Below are 17,832 nucleotides of genomic sequence, written 5' to 3'. Positions count from 1 at the left end.
TCCTTATTCCCCCTTCTGCTTTTTCGGTCCTACACTCACTTTATGACTAGGTACATCAAGCACCCTGGAAACCGCTTCGATAATCCAAGTTTTCACCTTCATGTTCTGAGCTCCATCTGCTAAAATAAGTACGCCCCTCACCTCCGGCTTTTCTGTAGTGACGATAATCGGTTGCTCGCCTTTTTCTCCCTGGATGATGATGACTTTTTCATCCGTTTGAAGGTCTGTGGTTTTACGCTTACCCCCATGTTGGTCAGTTTCATCAGTAGTGGAATCTTTTTTGGTAATATCCTTTTCATAAATTGTCTTAGAGGTTGAGTCTAGAAAGACCATCACGCTTGTATCCTGGACCCCCATCATTTCATCAAGGATTTCCTTTAGCTGGTTTCCGTAATGCTCTTCCATCTCTCTTATTGATGAAGGATCGTCTGATTTTTTAATAGAGAATGTCTCTTTGGATTCCTCGTCTTCTGTTGCGGAATTCATTGTTGGAGTGGAATCTGGAGTACTGATCAAGTTTTGGATCAGCATCATCGCTATCCCGAAACCCAGTATAAGTAGGATGTATTGGGATTTGCGATTCATTCTTTTACCTTGTTTGTCCGGTTTCAGAAGCGATTTCAGCCAGTCATTCTGTTTCTTTTCATCAGACATGTTTCATTACGATCCTCCTTCCTCTACAAGTACGATTTGATCCGGAGACACCTCCCACTCTTTTGAAAGGAATGCTTTGATTTCTTTCATGTCAGCCGATTCTTCAGTCGGTTCTATCCGGGATGAGGAATCGATCGTCACCTCTTGGATGGCCTCGATTGAATCTTCATCTGTCGACTGACTTTCTAATGTGGCATGGATGATCCACTGATTTTCTTCTGAACCATTTTGGGTTTTTTCTTGTAACACCACATCCTTTAATCGTTTCTGGTATTGTTCTGCAAGCTTATCTTCTACCTTTTGATGTAGTAGGACAGCCATTTGTTCTAAAATATATGCATCTTGTGAGGCTTGTATTTCACTTTTCTTGTTTTCTATCAAATTTTTCATTTCACTATCTTTAATAATGGCCTCATTATTGGCGAATGTAGCCAACTCTTGATTGAGATCGACGGAGAACATTTTGATCATAGGATTCAGGATCGCAATGATCAGGAGCAGTCCGATCACGACTTTCACGTATTTTTGAAACGCATTTGATGGCAACAACAATTCCAGAATTGTCGCTAACAGGATGATCAGAATGATGTTTGTCACCCATTCATATATAAATGACACCGTGACTCTCCTCCTCGCTCATCTCATCATCAAGGTGAGATTTCCTGCAGCAATCATCATCGTCACCGCCAGGAAGAACATGAAACATACGATGGAAAGCGCCGCGAAAATGAACATGACATTTTTACTGATGATCGTTAGACATTGGATGATCGGACCGCCTCCAAGCGGTTGCAAAACAGCAGCAGCGATCTGATAGATCAATACAAGTGACAAGATCTTAAGAGCTGGAAATGCGCATAATAAGATCAAAATAACGACTCCAGCAATACCGACTGTGTTTTTGAGTAATAATGAAGCACTTAAGACTGTATCCGTTGCATCTGTAAACATACGGCCGATGATTGGGATGAAGTTGCCTGTGATGAATTTCGCTGTCCGGATCGCGACACCGTCTGCAACAGCAGCAGTCGCTCCTTGAACACTTATGACACCAAGAAATACAGTAAAAAATACGAGCATGACACCAATTGCTACACCGCGTAATAGATTGGCAAGCTGAGTGACTTTGTAATGGTCGGTCAACGTACTGACGATACTAAGCAACGCAGAAAGCAGCAGAAGGGGAAGAACAAAATGCTGGATGAGCATCCCGCTTGTATTTACAAGGAAAATGATGAAAGGATGAAAGAATGCAACCGATGCAATACTGCCGGTCGTGGCCATTAAAGCTAGTAATAATGGAATAAGTGCAATGATGAACGAATTCATGTTCCGGATCGCATCGATGGTATAATCTGCTGCGACGTGAAAACTGTTCAGTGCTATGACAATCAAAACCATATAAACGATTCCATAAGCAACTTTACTAACCGCTTGATTTTCGAATGCATTTTGCATTGTCTGCAGCAGCATGCTGAATACCGTCAGCATGATCAGCATCCCAAGGAGTTTTCCATTTGTGAGGATTTCATGAAATAAATATTTAAGCAGTCCTACAGCCCATTCCTTCAATGAAAAATCTTGATCACTTTGGATAAATTCAAGAATGCTTCCTTTCTGGCTTTCTGGCAGGAAACCGCCATATTCGCTGCGGATTTTGTTCCAGTATTCACGAATGTCATCAAGGTGTTCATCTTCAACCTTCAGACTTCTCTCAATCTGTTCTTTGTCAGTCGTTTGGGCACTGACATGAATGGAGGGTTGTCCAAAATCTATTAAAAAAATGACCGCCATAACGATGACCATTAACAGCTTCAACCGTAAGTTGTTTGGCATGTCATTCACCCCTAACTAGGCAGGAAATCAATAATTGTTTCTATCAAAACTGTGAGGATTGGAATGGCCATTACAAGAATCAAAACCTTCCCGGCCAGTTCAATTTTCGCTGCCATGGCGCCTTGTCCAGCATCTCGGGTGATTTGTGCCCCGAATTCTGCAATGTAGGCGATTCCGATGATTTTCAAGATCGTTTCGACATATACCATGTTCAGGTTGGCGTTCGTAGCAAGTCGTTCTAACATAATGATGACCGCTTGTATTTTTCCGATCAAAAACAAGAAAACCGCTGCACCGGCAAATAATATGAGTAGAAAAGAGAAGGCAGGTTTCTGTTCCTTTATGACAATCGTAAGAAATGTAGCAATCAAGCAGAACCCGACAATCTGGATGATCTCGATTGGAAACCCCTCCTCATCCCTGGAAGAGGAACACACCTCTTATTTGTTGGAACAGATCATCAAGCAAGGTGATGACGATGAAAAGGACGAGAACAAACCCGATCAATGTGATCCAGTGGGCGATGTCCTCTTTTCCCATCTGTTTCAACACGGTATGTAACATGGCGATTACGATACCGATTCCAGCTATTTGAAAAATGGTGTTAACATCGTAAGGCATTCTGCTTTCTCCTCTCCAACTAAATCAGCAATATGACAATCAATAATCCAATCAACACCCCGAGGCTCTTGACCATGTTTTCATATCGACGCTGCAGATCCTCAGCTTCTTTCTCTTCTCGCTCCAAATGAACGATTGTTAAGCGGATTTGTTTTTGCTGATGATCACGGTCATGCCTGCCCAACGTTGATCCGAATTGTTTCAAAACTTCGATTTCACCTTTTTGAAAAGCGGTATGTTTTTTTATGATTTCAAGACTTTCCTCCCACGCTTCTTGAACAGTGCACCGCCCTGTGTACAATCGCTCCGCCAGTTCGTCGAAGAACAGAGAGAGTGGTGCTTTCAACTGTTTTGAAAGATTTATGCTCGCCTCATAGAGCGGGGTAAGTCCATAAACGATCTCAGCTTCAAGCGATTGTAGGGCGACTTTCAATTGCCTCAACTGTTTCGGACGTTCTTGAAGACGTTTTGCCCATTCGAATCCTGCCCAGGTAGTTGCAAGTATGATACAGACAGCCCCAATGACATTCATGAGAGTGCCTGCTCCATTTGAAAGTCGAGTACCTTGAACTCGCTGTCTCGTATCTTCTTTATCCGATTGGAACCGCTATGGCGGGACATCTCCACAAAACGATCGAACAATTGAATATCTAACAGCCTTTTGATCGTAGGACGCTTCAAAACATTTTCGATGCTGTAACCATGGGCTGTCATGATCATCTGCACCCCCGCATTCATCGCTTCTAAAATCGCTTCTGAATCTTCCAGTCTGCCGATCTCGTCAACGATGATAACCTCTGGACTCAAACTCCTGATCATCATCATGATCCCTTCTGCTTTCGGGCACGAATCCAATACGTCAATCCTATGACCGAGGTTATGTTGAGGCACTCCTTTAATGCACCCAGCAATTTCGGAACGTTCATCCACGATTCCAACCTTGGAGGTGGGGATGTTCTGGCTGGGTAGGCCAGAGCTCGCTACTCTGGCAAGATCTCTTAATAAGGTTGTCTTACCAGACTGAGGCGGTCCGATGATCAACGTATTCAGCCACCTTTTATTAAAAAGCAAAGGGGCGACTGGTTCTGCAATCCCTTTCTTTTGACGCGCAATACGGATATTGAAAGAACTGACCTCTTTGATCGCTTTGACTTGTCCTTTTTCAGTAATGACCTTACCGGCAAGACCGACACGGTGACCGCCTTTGATCGTGATGTAACCCCTTTTCAATTCTTCCTCAAACGCATACAAGGAAAATTGACTTAACTTGTTCATAAGCTGAATCCCATCCTGAAGTGTCACGATATAGGGACCTCCACGACTGTTTTCGAGATACGTAGGATGGCCTCCACAAATGATTTCAAGCGGACGGTTCAGACGCACTCTTACTTCCTCCACCGCCATTTTTGAGTCAGTTAAATATGGGCGGAGGAGATCTCGTAATGAGTCTGGTAACATATCGAGAATTTCTTCCATGGTAAATCCCCATTTCTTTTATGGGCTTGTTCTCAATGTATGGCTGAACAAGCTGTTTTATGACATTGTTGGAGGAAAGAGATCATTTCAAAACCCCTATCAAAATCAATCCTACGCCGATCCCGATAAGGGCTAATTTACTAAAAGACAGATCGCCCGCAATCCCCATCAATCCTAAAGCCATCGTAAAAATGAAAATAACAGGACCGACGAAGGCGAGAGAAGCATTGACGACGACCGCCTTTTGTATTGAATTGAAATAGAGCATCAAGAAAACAGCCGTAAGCTCAAAGGTGGCAGACAAAAGCCGCAATCCAGCCATATTCAGTACTGTAGGGTCTAAGTGATTTAAGAGTTCCTTCATGATTTCCTCCACTTTTTTTGTACAACCTATGTTGGAAAGTGAAGAAGTAGACTGATTTTTAGGTATATACTTTGAATAATTAGCTATTTTTGCATGTATTAAGCACAAGAGTCCTCTCAAACAAAGAGCAATGGTTGTGGCTCAACTATTTATCTCTACAACTCGGAACCAAAGAGCTACATTATAATTATAAAATTATCTCTACAACCTAAAAATTATGCTGAGCTTTAGTTGCCCTGTATTGAATAAAGTATTTATACTTTCTTTAAATGTAAAAAAGACCGACCCTCCACCGTATTGGGTGTGGGTCGGTCTTTTTTCGTAATCTATTATAGAATAATGTGGTTATGCTCTCGATACATAATCTCCAGTACGGGTATCGATGATCAGTACGTCACCTTCATTGATGAAGAATGGCACCTGTACAGTAAGACCTGTTTGCAGGGTAGCAGGCTTCGTTCCACCAGATGCTGTATCCCCTTTGATTCCAGGTTCTGTTTCTGTTACTTCCAACTCGACTGTGTTCGGAAGTTCTACACCAATTGTTTCACTTTGATACATTTGCACTTGAACCGTCATGTTTTCAAGAAGATACTTAAGCTCTTCTTCGATTTGAGATGTCTGAAGTTCAAGCTGCTCATATGTTTCATTGTCCATGAACGTGTGGACATCACCAGAAGAATACAGGTACTGCATACGACGATTATCGATATGGGCTTTTGCTACTTTTTCTCCGCCACGGAATGTTTTCTCCTGAATTGCTCCAGTACGCAAGTTACGAAGTTTTGAACGTACGAATGCAGCCCCTTTACCAGGTTTTACGTGTTGGAAGTCAAGAACAGTCCAAATTCCTCCGTCCACTTCTATTGTCAATCCGGTTTTAAAATCGTTTACTGAAATCATTTCGTGTCCTCCTGTTTTTTTACTCACCAATGATGAATAATTCTTTTGATGATGTTGATAATTTTTCACAGCCAGTTTCGGTAATGACGACATCGTCTTCAATCCGTACTCCGCCAAGTCCAGATACATAGATCCCAGGCTCAACTGTTACGACCATGCCAGGCTTGAGAACTGTATCCACCTTAAAGGAAAGTCCTGGTCCTTCGTGCACATCCAATCCGATTCCGTGTCCAGTCGAATGGCCGAAGTTTTCACCATATCCCTTTTCTTTGATGTAATCTCTGGTCAGTGCATCCGCTTCTTTACCAGTCATACCCGGTTTCAAGCCTTCTAATCCTCTCAACTGTGCGTCAAGGACGATCTGATGGATGTCCTTCATTTTATCACTTGGTTCTCCAACTGCAATCGTACGAGTGATGTCAGAACAGTATCCTTTGTAAAGGGCTCCGAAGTCTAGTGTGACCATGTCACCCTTTTCAATCACTTTTTCAGTGGCGACACCATGTGGTAAAGATGAACGTACTCCTGATGCTACAATAATATCAAATGAAGACGAGGTTGCTCCATTTTTTCTCATGAAAAATTCAAGCTCATTCGAAACGTCAATTTCTCTCATGCCCGGTTTTATAAAAGTCAAAATATGTTCAAAAGTCTTATCAGCAAGCTCAGCCGCTTCTTTTAATATTTTCAATTCGTCTTCATCTTTTACCAGACGTAATTTTTCTACCATTCCTGAGACAGGTACGAGTTCGCCTTGCACTTTTTCATTATAAGCCTGGTGTACAGCATATGTAAGATGATCTTGTTCGAATCCCAGCTTCGTGATGCCCATTTTCTTCGCCTGAACAGCAACTTCATCAGGAATCATCGCTGTATGTTTGACGATTTCATATCCTCTGGCTTGCTCGTTCGCTTGATCGATATACCTGAAATCCGTAATCAACTTCGCTTCTGCACCAGAAATCAGCACAACACCCGAAGAACCTGTAAACTGGCTGATATAACGGCGGTTACTCGCACTTGTAATCAGCATACCGTCAATTCCATATTCACTGAATAATCCTCTTAAACGTTCGATTCGATTCAATTTTCTTCCCCCTCTAAATATTGTAAAAGTCCTTTTAATGCAAGTCCATACCCCGCACTGCCGAAACCGGAGACCTGTCCGATGGCAACTTCTGCAATGACAGACGTATGCCTGAAAGATTCACGTGCATATATATTGGATAAGTGAACTTCTACTGCTGGTATCTCGACACTTGCGATCGCATCTCTTATGGCATAACTGTAATGCGTAAATGCGCCTGGATTGAGAATCAACCCGTTGTACTCGTCAACTGATTCATGAATCCAGTCGATCAGGTCCCCTTCATGATTGGATTGCCGATAGTCAATTTCACATCCGTTTTTCTTCGCTGTCGATTGGAGATCACTCATGATTTGCTCCAAGGTCTCCTGCCCATAAATTTCCGGTTCACGTTTGCCTAAGCGATTAAGGTTAGGACCGTTCAACACCATTATTCTCATTATGTAATTCTCTCCTTTACCGAAATAGGAGTCTTTGATGAGGATATAAATCTGGCTGTTCTGATTACGCTTTCTTTTAAAAGCAATAAAGAAAACTTGGCAAAGCCAAGCCTTAGCGCCGGCTATGCCTTAGTTGCGCTCAGATTGAAGAAAGTATTTTATACTTTCTTCAAATGAAAAACAGAATGTTCCACGGAACATTCTATCATAGCTAGTGGTATTTGAATAGTTCAATGCCCTTCTTGACGCGCTTTGGTAAGCTCATCATACTCGAACGATATTGAAAACCCGATGAACAAACCATATAGCACATAAAGGCTTAATGTGGTGGTCAAAGTATTTTTTCCTAATTCCTGAATAGGCTCTAGAGTCGGAAACATCGGTCTCAATAAATAGAAGACGATTCCCCAGAGCACAATTCCATATATGACACCGGTTATCATATGCTTGAACTTTGCTAAAAGGATTTTATAAACCAACGCTACCAACATCGATAAAAACCCGATCACTAGGATCCCGATCCAATTTCCTAAAGCTTTATCTTTCCACTCAGCAACTACCCATGGTGAAAGCACAAGAGCAGGCTTGATTTTCGTAAAATTCAAGGCATATAAAAGGTAACCAATCAGACTCCAAAATAAACCGCCGACGAACCCGATGGTCAAAACCCTTCCAGTAAATGAAACCTGCCTTTCTTTTTGATCCTGTTCCAGGGGTTCTTTGTGATTCTTTTCTTCTCTTTCGTTTCGTTCGGATTCCATTTTTGCACCTCCAGAGTTTGTTCAATTGAAAAAAACCTGTATAAAAGTGTTAAATCAATGGGAAGAGGGAAAATATAAATCAAATGATCAGAGTGCCTCATACTTTTTAACCATTCTTTGATGGCCAGTTCTAGGGGTTCTCTGTTAATATGTTCCTTTTTACATGAAGTTATTAGTTTGAAGAAATTTGAAAATTGGATAACAAGAAGCCCTCACGTATAGCGGATTACCATACTATCATGTAGAATAGAATTAGAATGGTAATGCATAGATAGGTTGGTGGATGAATGTCTAAACAAAAAGCTCCAGCATATGGCGGCCAGGCTGTAATGGAAGGTGTCATGTTCGCTGGGAAACACACATATGTAACAGCAATTCGGAGAAAAGACGATTCACTCGAGTACTTCGAAGTACAAAAAAAACATCGCCCCGTTCTAAACTCTCTAAAAAAAATACCATTGATCCGAGGGTTTGTGGCAATCATTGAAGCAAGTGCAAACGGTGTGAAGCACTTGAATTTTTCTACAGATAGATATGATGTAGCACCAGAAGATGACGAAAAAGTGTTACAAGAAAATAAACCATCGAAACTGACTTTGATTCTCGGAACAGCCGTGATTGGTGTCCTATCGTTTCTTTTCGGCAAATTCTTGTTCACATTGCTTCCAGCAATTGCTGCAGAAGCATTTCGACCGATTCCTATATTTTCAGGACATGTTGGACAGAATATCATTGAAGGCATCCTTAAATTAATCTTATTGCTTTCATACTTGTATTTCATATCGATGACACCATTGATCAAACGAGTTTTTCAGTATCATGGTGCCGAGCATAAAGTCATTAACGCTTATGAAAACAAATTACCTTTGACAGTTGAAAATGTTCAAGCCCAATCAAGGCTTCACTATCGATGTGGAAGTAGTTTCATACTGTTCACCGTAATTATCGGGGTCTTCATTTACTTACTTGTACCGTCAGATCCATTATGGCTTAGATTGATTTCTAGAGTGGCACTGATACCAGTAGTATTAGGCGTATCTTATGAAGTGCTGCAGGGTACAAATAAGTTAAGAAGTATTCCAGTATTGCGTTACCTCGGCTATCCTGGCTTATGGTTACAGTTACTGACAACCAAAGAACCTACTGATAAACAGACTGAAGTAGCTATTGCCTCATTCAATGAAATGCTTAAAAGGGACGGCGAATACGAGAAGGCAACAGCTGAAGAAACGATCAAAGTGGTTTAAATTTTTAAGGAGGTGAGTCTTGTTGTTTCGAAAGTTCAACGTATTAGTCATGTTGATACTGGGTCTTGCAGCATTTGGCTTTGTTAACACCGTCATTACGAATCCAATGTACCTTGTGCGGATGGTCCTCATTTTCGCTGCAGTCGGTGGGATCTTTTACTTCTTGTATAAGCGATTCCTTTCAAAGCGGTTTGGCGGTGGTGGTGGTAAAGATGTTAATAAGTACAAGCAAGCGGCTCGCTATTCCGCACAGAAATATCAAAATCAACCGGGAAATGTTATGAAAAAACCGCCAAAGATAAAGCCAAGTCCAAAGACGAAACCCTCCGTCTCTAAAAAGAAAAAACGTACGAACGATCATAACTTCAAAGTCATTGAAGGAAAAAAAGGCAAAAAGAAAAATCGAGCATTATAGGATGCTCGATTTTTTTGTGGAAATTTTCGCTTGCGGTCGATAATGTCTCCAGCTTCTTAAGAATTTCTCCGTACTTTCAATTCCAAAATCAGTGAGTTCATCTATCACTTCTGATGAAAGATCAAAATTGATCATTGAAATTTGTTTTACCGGGATGAAAACGATATCGGCACTATGGGCTTCCGAGATATGACGCGCATCATGCGCATCCATCATCGTATCAAACAGACCATGGAAAAGGGAAATCGCATTTTTGACATCATTCGGTTTTTGCTCGAACTGGGAAGGCTTTAATTGGAACCCGAGTGTTGGTCGTTTAATTTCTGTTTTTCCATCATGGAACAACCAAATCGGAAAATTACTTAATACACCGCCATCAACGATAAAATTCTTCTTTCCTGTCGCATCATATATTTTCATCGGATCAAAAAAATAAGGGATACTCGCACTCATTCGTACGGCTTTAGCGATTTTGAAGCGCTCCGGTAAGATTCCGTACCTTTCAAGATCATCTGGTAAAACAATTAAACGCCCATTTGTAATATCTGATGCGATGATTTTAAGGGAGCCTTCTGGTAGATCCCCAAACGTTTTTATCCCTTTTGCAGCAAGCACCTCTTCAACCCATTGCTCCAATCGTTTCCCCTTATAGAGACCCAACTTCCAATACAACGTGAGCCATTTCATGAAAGGAAAAGCGACGGATAGCCTCCTGGGGTCAAGAAATTCTCTTAGATCCACTTTATGCAGTAGATCTTTGATTTCATTCGATTTATACCCAGCTGCAACCATAGCAGCAAAAATCGCCCCCGCACTTGTCCCTCCAGTCCTTTTGAACGCGATCCCCTTCTGTTCTGCAGCTTTTAAACCTCCAATAAAAGCAATTGCTCTAACACCACCACCAGAGAAAACCCCATCCACATCCATCGTTTCACCCCTCCTCATTTTATATATGACTGAATGAAGAGAGGCATTCGTACTGAAACCTTTATATTCTTTATAGAACCTTCTTTAAAATAGTCTATAAAGAAAACCTGGCAAAGCTTATCCTTAGCGCAGGCTCAGTCTTATTTGCCATTAGAAGGGAGAATTTCTTTAAATATAAAGGCTCTTTTCTAAAAGATTGTTGCTTTTGAGTCATATTTAAAAACTCACCTTGATTGGAGAGCAAGGTGCGAGACTCCTCGAAAATGAAAATCGCATTTCCTTCGTGCGATGTAACGCTGCCGAAGCTTTCCTTGTCCTGCGGGACCAGCGTGCCTACTACCTGAATAATCTCCTCGCAAGGCATGCGACGAGGAAACTCGCTTCGACAGGACTTTCTTGTAGACGCAGGAGCACAAATGCTTCCTTGAAAAGGAGACTCCTGAGGTCGCAAGGCGACGAGTGGGCTCACCGCACGCCCCGCGGAAAGCGAGCATCCTGGAGCAGAATTCAACGACTTTTAAAGAAAACTTGGCGAGACCATGCCTTTTGTAGGTCGAGCCTTAGTTGCCCTTATACTGAAGAAAGTATTGTTTATACTTTCTTTAAGTGCAAGAACAACAAAGTTTGCCAAAACAGCCAATATAAAAAACAACCACAACACGTAGGCTATGATTGTTCCTGTTCTTCTTCATTTTTTCGTTGTACTTCCCGTAATCCGTCAATACGAGACGTATCTTCATCAAAATACTGGACCAAGTCGCCGATGCGGTCGATCGCATTCCAGCTCAAGTGATGTTCAATTCCTTCAACATCTTCATAAATGTTTTCCTGATCGACCCCGATGACCTTCAGGAAATCTTCCAATAGTTCATGTCGATAAACAAGACGTTTCCCAAGTTTCTTTCCATTCGGTGTAAGTACGAAACCACGATATTTTTCATAAACGACGTATTTGCCTTTATCCAGCTTCTGTACCATTTTCGTAACCGATGATGGGTGAACTTCCAAAGCTTCTGCAATATCTGAAACTCTTGCGTATCCTTTTTCATCAATCAATTGGTATATACGTTCAATATAATCCTCCATACTTGGAGTTGGCATGTTCTTCCCCTCCAATACCGCTGATTTTGTAGGTTATACAAAATCAAAGCATACTAAAAGGATACAATAATAATTTACAAGTGACAAGCGTTCCTGGTGTCTTAAGTGAAGTACTCGATCCGGGCTTCTGGAAAGTATTGATGGATGTAATTTTCGATCGTCTCTCTTAATTCTTGAGCCTCATCTTTTTGATATACATACTTTCCGATTCCATATCTCCCCCACTTGTATTTCCGTTTTTCTTCATCCATCTCCAGTTTGCTTTTTGGATATCGCTTTTGGATGACTTTTTTTGCTGGTTTTGTAAAACGATGCTGGATCAATTCAAATGTGATGTCCCGAAAATGTTTGCTCGGAATTGTGTTATTAATTTCATCGAACATTTCCTTATACCCTTCTTGCCAATTGTCGTGAAGATAAAGCGGAGCTACGACAAAACCTAAAGGATAACCCGCTTCAACGACTTTTTTAGCGGCTTCTAACCGTTCTCTTAATGAAGAGGTTGCCATTTCAAAGTTTTTGATAACCCATTGGCTGTTCACACTGAAACGAAACCTTGTATTTCCATTATGTGCTGCATCTAGAAGATGATCGACGTGGTGGTATTTCGTCGTAAATCTTAGCCGTCCAAGTTCCGTCTTGCCGATGAATTCAATCGTCTTTTTCAATGAGTGTGTTAAATGATCAATACCAACGATGTCTGATGTACAGGATGCTTCAAACCTAGTTATTTCAGGTTGACGTTCATCGATATATTTCTGTGCCTGTTGAAAAATTTCATCAAGATTCACATAGGTACGGATGTACGGTTTGCTCCCTAATGTCGTCTGTAAGTAGCAATAATGGCAATGCCCCATACAGCCTGTCGCAAGGGGAATCGCATATTCCGCTGATGGTTTTGATGTATCGAATTTAAGGGTTTTCCGTATTCCGATGACAAGTGTGGATTTGGCATTCCGATATTTTTGCAGCTCATTTTCGCCTGGGAGATTGCGTACCTGGTTATGGGAAGTGGTCTCACGGATTTCGAGCCCCATTTTCTCAAATTTATCTTTAAGAATCCGGCCTTGTTCATATTCGAGAGCTTTCGGTTCGATAAACACTAATTGTGGAACGAAGGGTTTCAAGTAAATCACCTCCCCCTTATTATGGTCAAGACCGTTTATTTCCACTTATGTATTAAATGGCAATCCATCAGCAGGAAAAAAGATGCAAGCATTTGTATCCGTTCGTGACCACAAACTACATTAAAGTTTCAAATCAGGAGGTAATCGTCTTGATAAGGTTATTAGCAGTAGTCTTATGCATCCTAGTAAGTTTCATAATCCCTCAAGCAGCAAGTGGGGAAACGCACAACTCCTTAAAAGCAGCATTCGTTAGAAATGGTGACCTTTGGATAAAGGAAGGCAATGATGAAAAACAGGTAACAAACGGAAAAAAACAGCAAGTCCTCGATGGTCATTTGATGGAAAATGGCTAGCTTATTTCGAAGAGAATCAAGATAAGCAAAAGGTTTGGCTTTACAATCTACATTCTGAGCAAAAGGAATTAGTTTTTATAGGCGTCCCTTCCAACATACAGTGGGCTCCTAACAAGAACAGCCTCGCGTTTCAGGAAGGTGATCGCTTATATGTGAAAAATGTATTCAGCGAGAAAACTAAAAGGATAGCTTCTAATGTCGCAAATTACTCATGGCAGCTGGATGGGAAAGGTTTCTTGACTTCGACCAATTCAGAACTCACTCCCGATGGCTGGACGGACATTGAATTGCATAAATTCGTATTAAAGGACGGTCAGATCGAAAAATCACATTTCTTTACATTACCTGCCCATTCAATTGAAAGCGAAGACTTTGGGATTGGAACAAGTATTTTCAAATGGTCCCCAGATGGAAAATGGATTTCTTTTATTAAATATCCGACAGCTTCATTATCAGCAGATTTCAATCTTTTATATGTGCTCTCTTCTGATGGAAAACACTTGATCAAACTCGACCAAATGCTGAATGAACCAAACTGGTTCCATTGGGCTCCAAGTCGTAATCTGTTAGCATATATCGGCGGTATCAATCGCATGTCGATTATGAATAAGTTCTTAAAAGTAAAAGAGCTTCCGACCAGCGAGTTTTGGCAAACTGACACCAGATGAATTTGTGGATAGGGATTTCACCTGGAATGATGATGTTGTGATTACGGTTGCACGTTCAAAGGAAAGTGAATGGTCAAATAATCCAACAGAACGACCATTGCCGACTTTGTATCAGATTGACCTTAAAAGCAAAGAGCAAAAAAAGATCACTAGCCCTGAAGAAGGTTATGGTGATTTCAATCCATACTATGTACAAAAGTCAAACCAACTCGCATGGGTCCGTGCCAACCGTGAAAAAAGTGACGTATGGATAGCTGATGGGACCGGAAGAAATGCAATGGTGTGGATTACAAATATTGACCAGGGAGAGGACTTTTATGAAAAATGGGATTGGAGCAAGGTACTGAGTATTTATAATCCTAAAGATTGAAAAAAGAACCGAGTGTATTGCTTCACTCGGTTCTTCTCTAGAATTTAGATTCCGCACTTCAACTGTGCGTTACAGTTTGTACATGTGTTACATCCGCCGATTTCTTTTACTTTCCCTTTACGGCAAACTGGACATGTGTTTCCTACTTCATTTCCAATCGTAACATCTGTTGAGCGAAGGTCAGAGATCGTATCAACAAGTACGACTTTCTTTTTCTCTTCTGTCTTTGTCGCAACAGAATCATCATCAAACGTATTATCTTCAGCTTTCAACGTCAAGACCTGCGAGTCACGGCTTCCATCGACATAGACAGTACCGCCTTTCGCCCCGCCATTATACAAACGCTCGTAAACTGCTTGTACTTGCTCTACTGCATAACCTTTCGGTGCATTGACGGTTTTACTGATTGAACTGTCAATCCAGTTTTGGATGACACATTGGGTATCAGCATGTGCTTCTGGCTTCAGATCCATTGCGGAAATGAACCAATCCGGCAGCTTTTCAGCATCCGCTTCAGGATTTCGTGACAAGTATTCGTTCACGATATCAGCCTTCACCTCAATGAACTTACCTAGTCGACCACTTCTAAAATAAGAGAATGAGAAGTAAGGCTCTAATCCTGTACTGACTCCGACCATCGTACCTGTGGATCCAGTTGGAGCTACAGTCAACAAGTGTGAATTACGAATGCCATGTTCCACAATACCCTCGCGGATATCTTCTGGCATCTTCTTCATATACCCTGTATTGATGAAGGCTTGCCGTAATTCTTTTGTTTCTTCTTCTGTCTTACCGACTAAAAATGGAAAGCTTCCTTTTTCTTTTGCCAGTTCGATTGACTCGCGATAAGCAGTTGTCGCCATCGTTTCGAAAATTTCATCGATCAGTTCGTTTCCTTCTTCGGATCCGTACACCGTTTCACAATAGATGAGGAGATCGTGAAGACCCATGACACCTAGTCCTACACGTCGCTCTCCAAGAGCTTGTTCACGGTTCTTTTCCAAGAAATAAGGAGTAGCGTCGATTACATTATCCTGCATTCGGACACCAGTTTTAACCGTTTGCTTCAACTTATCAAAATCAACACGTTTATGATCTTTGTCTGCAACATTAGCCAAGTTGACGGCAGCCAGGTTACAGACGGAATATGGTGCGAGTGGTTGTTCTCCACATGGATTCGTTGCTACTACTTTCTGTCCATACGCTTTTGCGTTGGTCATGTCATTGGCGTTGTCGATAAAAAAGATTCCCGGTTCTGCCGAATAGGTTGCGCAAATATTGATAAGGTTCCAGAGCTCACGTGCTTTGAGCCGTTTATAAACACGGATTCCGTATCCTTTCGATTCCCATTCTCGAACATCTCCGTATTCGTGCCATGTATTGTTGTATTCGAGCATTTCTTCAAATGTGTAATTTTCCACATCCGGGAATCGAAGTTCGTACTCTGTATCATTTTCGACAGCTTCCATGAATTCTTTGGTTACGCATACCGAAATGTTCGCCCCAGTTAAAAATTCGGAGTTATGCACACTGTACGTGCCACCGGTTTGAAGCTTTTCTTCAGCTTCTTTAATGGCTTTTTCAGTAAAACCTCCATGACCAGGGATGGCTTTATAATTCACGATGCTTTGATACATATCTCGTTCTGTATCAGTTAACGGTGTAAATTTAAGTTTGTCCAACGCTAACTGCTTGATTGTTTCATCTTCTGTATTTTCAACAAGGAACCTGAGGATTCTAGGGTTTTGCATTTTCGAAATGATGAATTCAATAATGTCTGGATGCCACGTTTATACCGTCCTTTTCAGGATACTTGAACTCTGCATAATGCAGACGGTCTAGACTATATCATCACCCTCAGCATCATCTGTTAGGGGCCGGGCACTTCGAAGATCTTTTAGATCCCCTACTCTACTTCCTTAACAATTAAATTGTCAGGTTTCGATAGTCGTTGAACCTTCACCTGAATAGGTGCTTGGCTGCTGATTATCCAATCCAATCAATTTTTAGCATTCACGCTCACCGTTTCCGGTCACGTTGTAGCTTGAATGGCTCTAAGGACTTTTCAGCAATTCACCCGATTTCCTAGTCACTCATTGTCTGAATGACGCGGACTAGAGCAATTAATCCGCCAACATGATCATTTGTGCCCCACGCTAATTGTTACTCCTCTTTTTATTGAGGGGCCAGGTCATTTCTGCCTGACTCTCATGCTCTCACATGAGTTCGGACTATATCATCAAGGATGTTTTTACTATCCTTGTCCCGCGCTTCGAAAGGGTCGATTCCTGAACTTTCGATTTACTCGCACCATGTTTTCAACTTTATGAAAAATTAGGTGCTTTCAATAGTCTCTGAACGTTCATCTCAGTTTCCTAAGACGCTTCGCTGCTGATTGCCCATTGTTTTATCCTTGAAATTTTCAAGCATTCACGTTTGCTGTTGCCAGCCGCGTTGTAGCTTTCAAGGCTTTAGGGTGTTCCAGCAATTCACGAGATTTTAATCCCGCCGTTTGGAGCTAGTTAACGGGATCCACCTTGTTCAACAAGATGTGTAAGCTTCGCGATATCATCGAGCCACGATACCGATCCGGATGACTTTCCGTTTACGCCTTTTGCGAGTGTGTTCCTCGGTCTGAGCGTCGATCCATTCGTTCCGACTCCACCACCCCGGCTCATGATTTCCATCACTTGCTTCCGGTGGTCTGAAATTCCTTCTCTTGAATCTTGAACGAATGGCATGACATAACAGTTGAAGTACGTTACGTCTGTAGCTGCGCCTGCACCGTATAGGACACGGCCCGCAGGAACAAAGTTCAAATTCACAAGTTCATGATAGAACTTCTCGAATGATTCCTTTTTCTTTTCTTCTGTTTTTTCTACTGTAGCAAGACCTGTCGCATTTCGCTTTGCAATCTGCTCGTAATAGATTTCTAAGGGCTTATCAATCGTATCAAGGGATCTTTTTACGATTCCTGTCTCCATTTCCCCGGGCTTATCAACCACACCTCGGTAGTCTTCGTCTACTTTGACCTCCGCAAGTTTTTGCTCGCTGTCTATGGAAACGATGAATCCTAACCCTCTTGCAGGAAATTTCGGATCATCTTTGACAGTCAAGATGACAAAATCTCCTTCACGCAATGTCCGTTTCTCAGTATCCTTGAACGAATACCGGTCCAACATCACCAATCTTGATACCCCTTTGTGAGTGGTATGCATGTCCGATGTAATCGGATGCACCTGCTCAAATTTAGCAATGTCCTCATTCAACCGATCAATGTTGATATGATGTCGTTGCTCCCCTGTTACAATCGCCATCCAGGATCCTCCTCATGATATAATTTTTTCATTTCTATTCTTTTAAGTAGTTTCAATTTTAGGTTACCCAAATCATAGCACAGTAAAACACTAAACATCAATATATAGTGTACATTATTTTAAAATAATACAATATATTGTATGGACGAGAACGAATGATCTTAA

General features: G+C 41.5%; 21 protein-coding genes and 2 pseudogenes. 5 read left to right on the top strand and 18 right to left on the bottom strand.

The window, feature by feature from the left end:
• Nucleotides 1-3 precede the first annotated feature (3 nt).
• From spoIIIAG to ACTWQL_RS13600, 12 genes are all read right to left on the bottom strand, one after another.
• The gene (spoIIIAG, locus tag ACTWQL_RS13655; RefSeq protein ID WP_443142983.1) at nucleotides 4-654 is read right to left on the bottom strand and encodes a stage III sporulation protein AG; all 651 of its coding nucleotides are present in this window, start codon (nucleotides 652-654) and stop codon (nucleotides 4-6) included.
• 6 nt (nucleotides 655-660) lie between these two features.
• Entirely contained in the window at nucleotides 661-1,272 is a 612-nt protein-coding gene (gene spoIIIAF / locus ACTWQL_RS13650) for a stage III sporulation protein AF (RefSeq protein ID WP_443142982.1), read from the bottom strand.
• A gap of 18 nt (nucleotides 1,273-1,290) precedes the next feature.
• Nucleotides 1,291-2,490, bottom strand: coding sequence for a stage III sporulation protein AE (gene spoIIIAE, locus ACTWQL_RS13645; RefSeq protein WP_443142981.1), 1,200 nt, complete (start codon nucleotides 2,488-2,490; stop codon nucleotides 1,291-1,293).
• 11 nt (nucleotides 2,491-2,501) lie between these two features.
• Nucleotides 2,502-2,891 (bottom strand): stage III sporulation protein AD, encoded by a 390-nt coding sequence (spoIIIAD, locus tag ACTWQL_RS13640; RefSeq protein WP_221567629.1) that lies wholly within the window; start codon nucleotides 2,889-2,891, stop codon nucleotides 2,502-2,504.
• Between the two features lie 13 nt (nucleotides 2,892-2,904).
• Nucleotides 2,905-3,111: a stage III sporulation protein AC gene (gene spoIIIAC, locus ACTWQL_RS13635; RefSeq protein WP_221565492.1), complete on the bottom strand. Its 207-nt coding sequence runs from the start codon at nucleotides 3,109-3,111 to the stop codon at nucleotides 2,905-2,907.
• 19 nt (nucleotides 3,112-3,130) lie between these two features.
• Complete coding sequence (gene spoIIIAB, locus ACTWQL_RS13630; protein ID WP_443142980.1) at nucleotides 3,131-3,643, bottom strand: stage III sporulation protein SpoIIIAB; 513 nt, start codon at nucleotides 3,641-3,643, stop codon at nucleotides 3,131-3,133.
• Nucleotides 3,640-4,587, bottom strand: coding sequence for a stage III sporulation protein AA (gene spoIIIAA, locus ACTWQL_RS13625; protein WP_443142979.1), 948 nt, complete (start codon nucleotides 4,585-4,587; stop codon nucleotides 3,640-3,642). Before spoIIIAA ends, spoIIIAB begins: the two co-directional genes overlap by 4 nt.
• Before the next feature lie 82 nt (nucleotides 4,588-4,669).
• Nucleotides 4,670-4,951: a YqhV family protein gene (locus ACTWQL_RS13620; RefSeq protein WP_443142978.1), complete on the bottom strand. Its 282-nt coding sequence runs from the start codon at nucleotides 4,949-4,951 to the stop codon at nucleotides 4,670-4,672.
• A gap of 345 nt (nucleotides 4,952-5,296) precedes the next feature.
• Entirely contained in the window at nucleotides 5,297-5,854 is a 558-nt protein-coding gene (gene efp, locus ACTWQL_RS13615) for an elongation factor P (protein ID WP_443142977.1), read from the bottom strand.
• 19 nt (nucleotides 5,855-5,873) lie between these two features.
• The gene (locus ACTWQL_RS13610) at nucleotides 5,874-6,941 is read right to left on the bottom strand and encodes a M24 family metallopeptidase (protein WP_443142976.1); all 1,068 of its coding nucleotides are present in this window, start codon (nucleotides 6,939-6,941) and stop codon (nucleotides 5,874-5,876) included.
• Nucleotides 6,938-7,384, bottom strand: coding sequence for a type II 3-dehydroquinate dehydratase (gene aroQ / locus ACTWQL_RS13605; RefSeq protein WP_443143121.1), 447 nt, complete (start codon nucleotides 7,382-7,384; stop codon nucleotides 6,938-6,940). The genes ACTWQL_RS13610 and aroQ overlap by 4 nt, the downstream gene beginning before the upstream one ends.
• A gap of 227 nt (nucleotides 7,385-7,611) precedes the next feature.
• Nucleotides 7,612-8,142: a YqhR family membrane protein gene (locus ACTWQL_RS13600; protein WP_443142975.1), complete on the bottom strand. Its 531-nt coding sequence runs from the start codon at nucleotides 8,140-8,142 to the stop codon at nucleotides 7,612-7,614.
• 287 nt (nucleotides 8,143-8,429) lie between these two features.
• On the opposite strand from ACTWQL_RS13600, the gene ACTWQL_RS13595 reads away from it, so the two are divergent.
• Both ACTWQL_RS13595 and ACTWQL_RS13590 read left to right on the top strand, forming a co-directional pair.
• Entirely contained in the window at nucleotides 8,430-9,389 is a 960-nt protein-coding gene (locus tag ACTWQL_RS13595; RefSeq protein ID WP_443142974.1) for a DUF1385 domain-containing protein, read from the top strand.
• Between the two features lie 19 nt (nucleotides 9,390-9,408).
• Entirely contained in the window at nucleotides 9,409-9,804 is a 396-nt protein-coding gene (locus ACTWQL_RS13590) for an SA1362 family protein (RefSeq protein ID WP_443142973.1), read from the top strand.
• Here ACTWQL_RS13590 and ACTWQL_RS13585 read toward each other — a convergent pair.
• The 4 genes from ACTWQL_RS13585 to splB all read right to left on the bottom strand — a co-directional run bounded on the left by ACTWQL_RS13585 (nucleotide 9,799) and on the right by splB (nucleotide 12,959).
• Complete coding sequence (locus ACTWQL_RS13585) at nucleotides 9,799-10,731, bottom strand: patatin-like phospholipase family protein (RefSeq protein WP_443142972.1); 933 nt, start codon at nucleotides 10,729-10,731, stop codon at nucleotides 9,799-9,801. The genes ACTWQL_RS13590 and ACTWQL_RS13585 overlap by 6 nt on opposite strands.
• Before the next feature lie 94 nt (nucleotides 10,732-10,825).
• A complete protein-coding gene (locus tag ACTWQL_RS13580) occupies nucleotides 10,826-11,095 on the bottom strand; it encodes a hypothetical protein (protein ID WP_443142971.1) in 270 nt (89 codons plus the stop codon).
• Nucleotides 11,096-11,397: 302 nt separating this feature from the next.
• A complete protein-coding gene (gene mntR, locus ACTWQL_RS13575; protein ID WP_221565512.1) occupies nucleotides 11,398-11,832 on the bottom strand; it encodes a transcriptional regulator MntR in 435 nt (144 codons plus the stop codon).
• 101 nt (nucleotides 11,833-11,933) lie between these two features.
• Complete coding sequence (splB, locus tag ACTWQL_RS13570) at nucleotides 11,934-12,959, bottom strand: spore photoproduct lyase (RefSeq protein WP_443142970.1); 1,026 nt, start codon at nucleotides 12,957-12,959, stop codon at nucleotides 11,934-11,936.
• Nucleotides 12,960-13,108: 149 nt separating this feature from the next.
• On the opposite strand from splB, the gene ACTWQL_RS13565 reads away from it, so the two are divergent.
• The 3 genes from ACTWQL_RS13565 (at nucleotide 13,109) to ACTWQL_RS13555 (ending at nucleotide 14,350) form a co-directional block, all read left to right on the top strand.
• A complete protein-coding gene (locus ACTWQL_RS13565; protein ID WP_443142969.1) occupies nucleotides 13,109-13,312 on the top strand; it encodes a hypothetical protein in 204 nt (67 codons plus the stop codon).
• Nucleotides 13,313-13,464: 152 nt separating this feature from the next.
• Nucleotides 13,465-13,980: a hypothetical protein gene (locus ACTWQL_RS13560; RefSeq protein WP_443142968.1), complete on the top strand. Its 516-nt coding sequence runs from the start codon at nucleotides 13,465-13,467 to the stop codon at nucleotides 13,978-13,980.
• A gap of 4 nt (nucleotides 13,981-13,984) precedes the next feature.
• Nucleotides 13,985-14,350, top strand: coding sequence for a hypothetical protein (locus ACTWQL_RS13555; RefSeq protein ID WP_443142967.1), 366 nt, complete (start codon nucleotides 13,985-13,987; stop codon nucleotides 14,348-14,350).
• A 44-nt stretch (nucleotides 14,351-14,394) separates the two neighbouring features.
• On the opposite strand, the pseudogene ACTWQL_RS13550 reads toward ACTWQL_RS13555, so the two are convergent.
• Both ACTWQL_RS13550 and ACTWQL_RS13545 read right to left on the bottom strand, forming a co-directional pair.
• Nucleotides 14,395-16,137: pseudogene (locus ACTWQL_RS13550) on the bottom strand (vitamin B12-dependent ribonucleotide reductase); the annotation flags it as partial.
• A 738-nt stretch (nucleotides 16,138-16,875) separates the two neighbouring features.
• Nucleotides 16,876-17,667: pseudogene (locus tag ACTWQL_RS13545) on the bottom strand (ribonucleotide reductase N-terminal alpha domain-containing protein); the annotation flags it as partial.
• Between the last annotated feature and the right edge of the window lie 165 nt (nucleotides 17,668-17,832).

It is taken from the genome of Pseudalkalibacillus sp. R45 (assembly GCF_052246725.1).
Lineage (GTDB): Bacteria > Bacillota > Bacilli > Bacillales > Fictibacillaceae > Pseudalkalibacillus.
The sequence above is the reverse complement of the archived record's forward strand: the minus strand, read 5'-3'. Positions and strand labels throughout refer to the sequence as shown.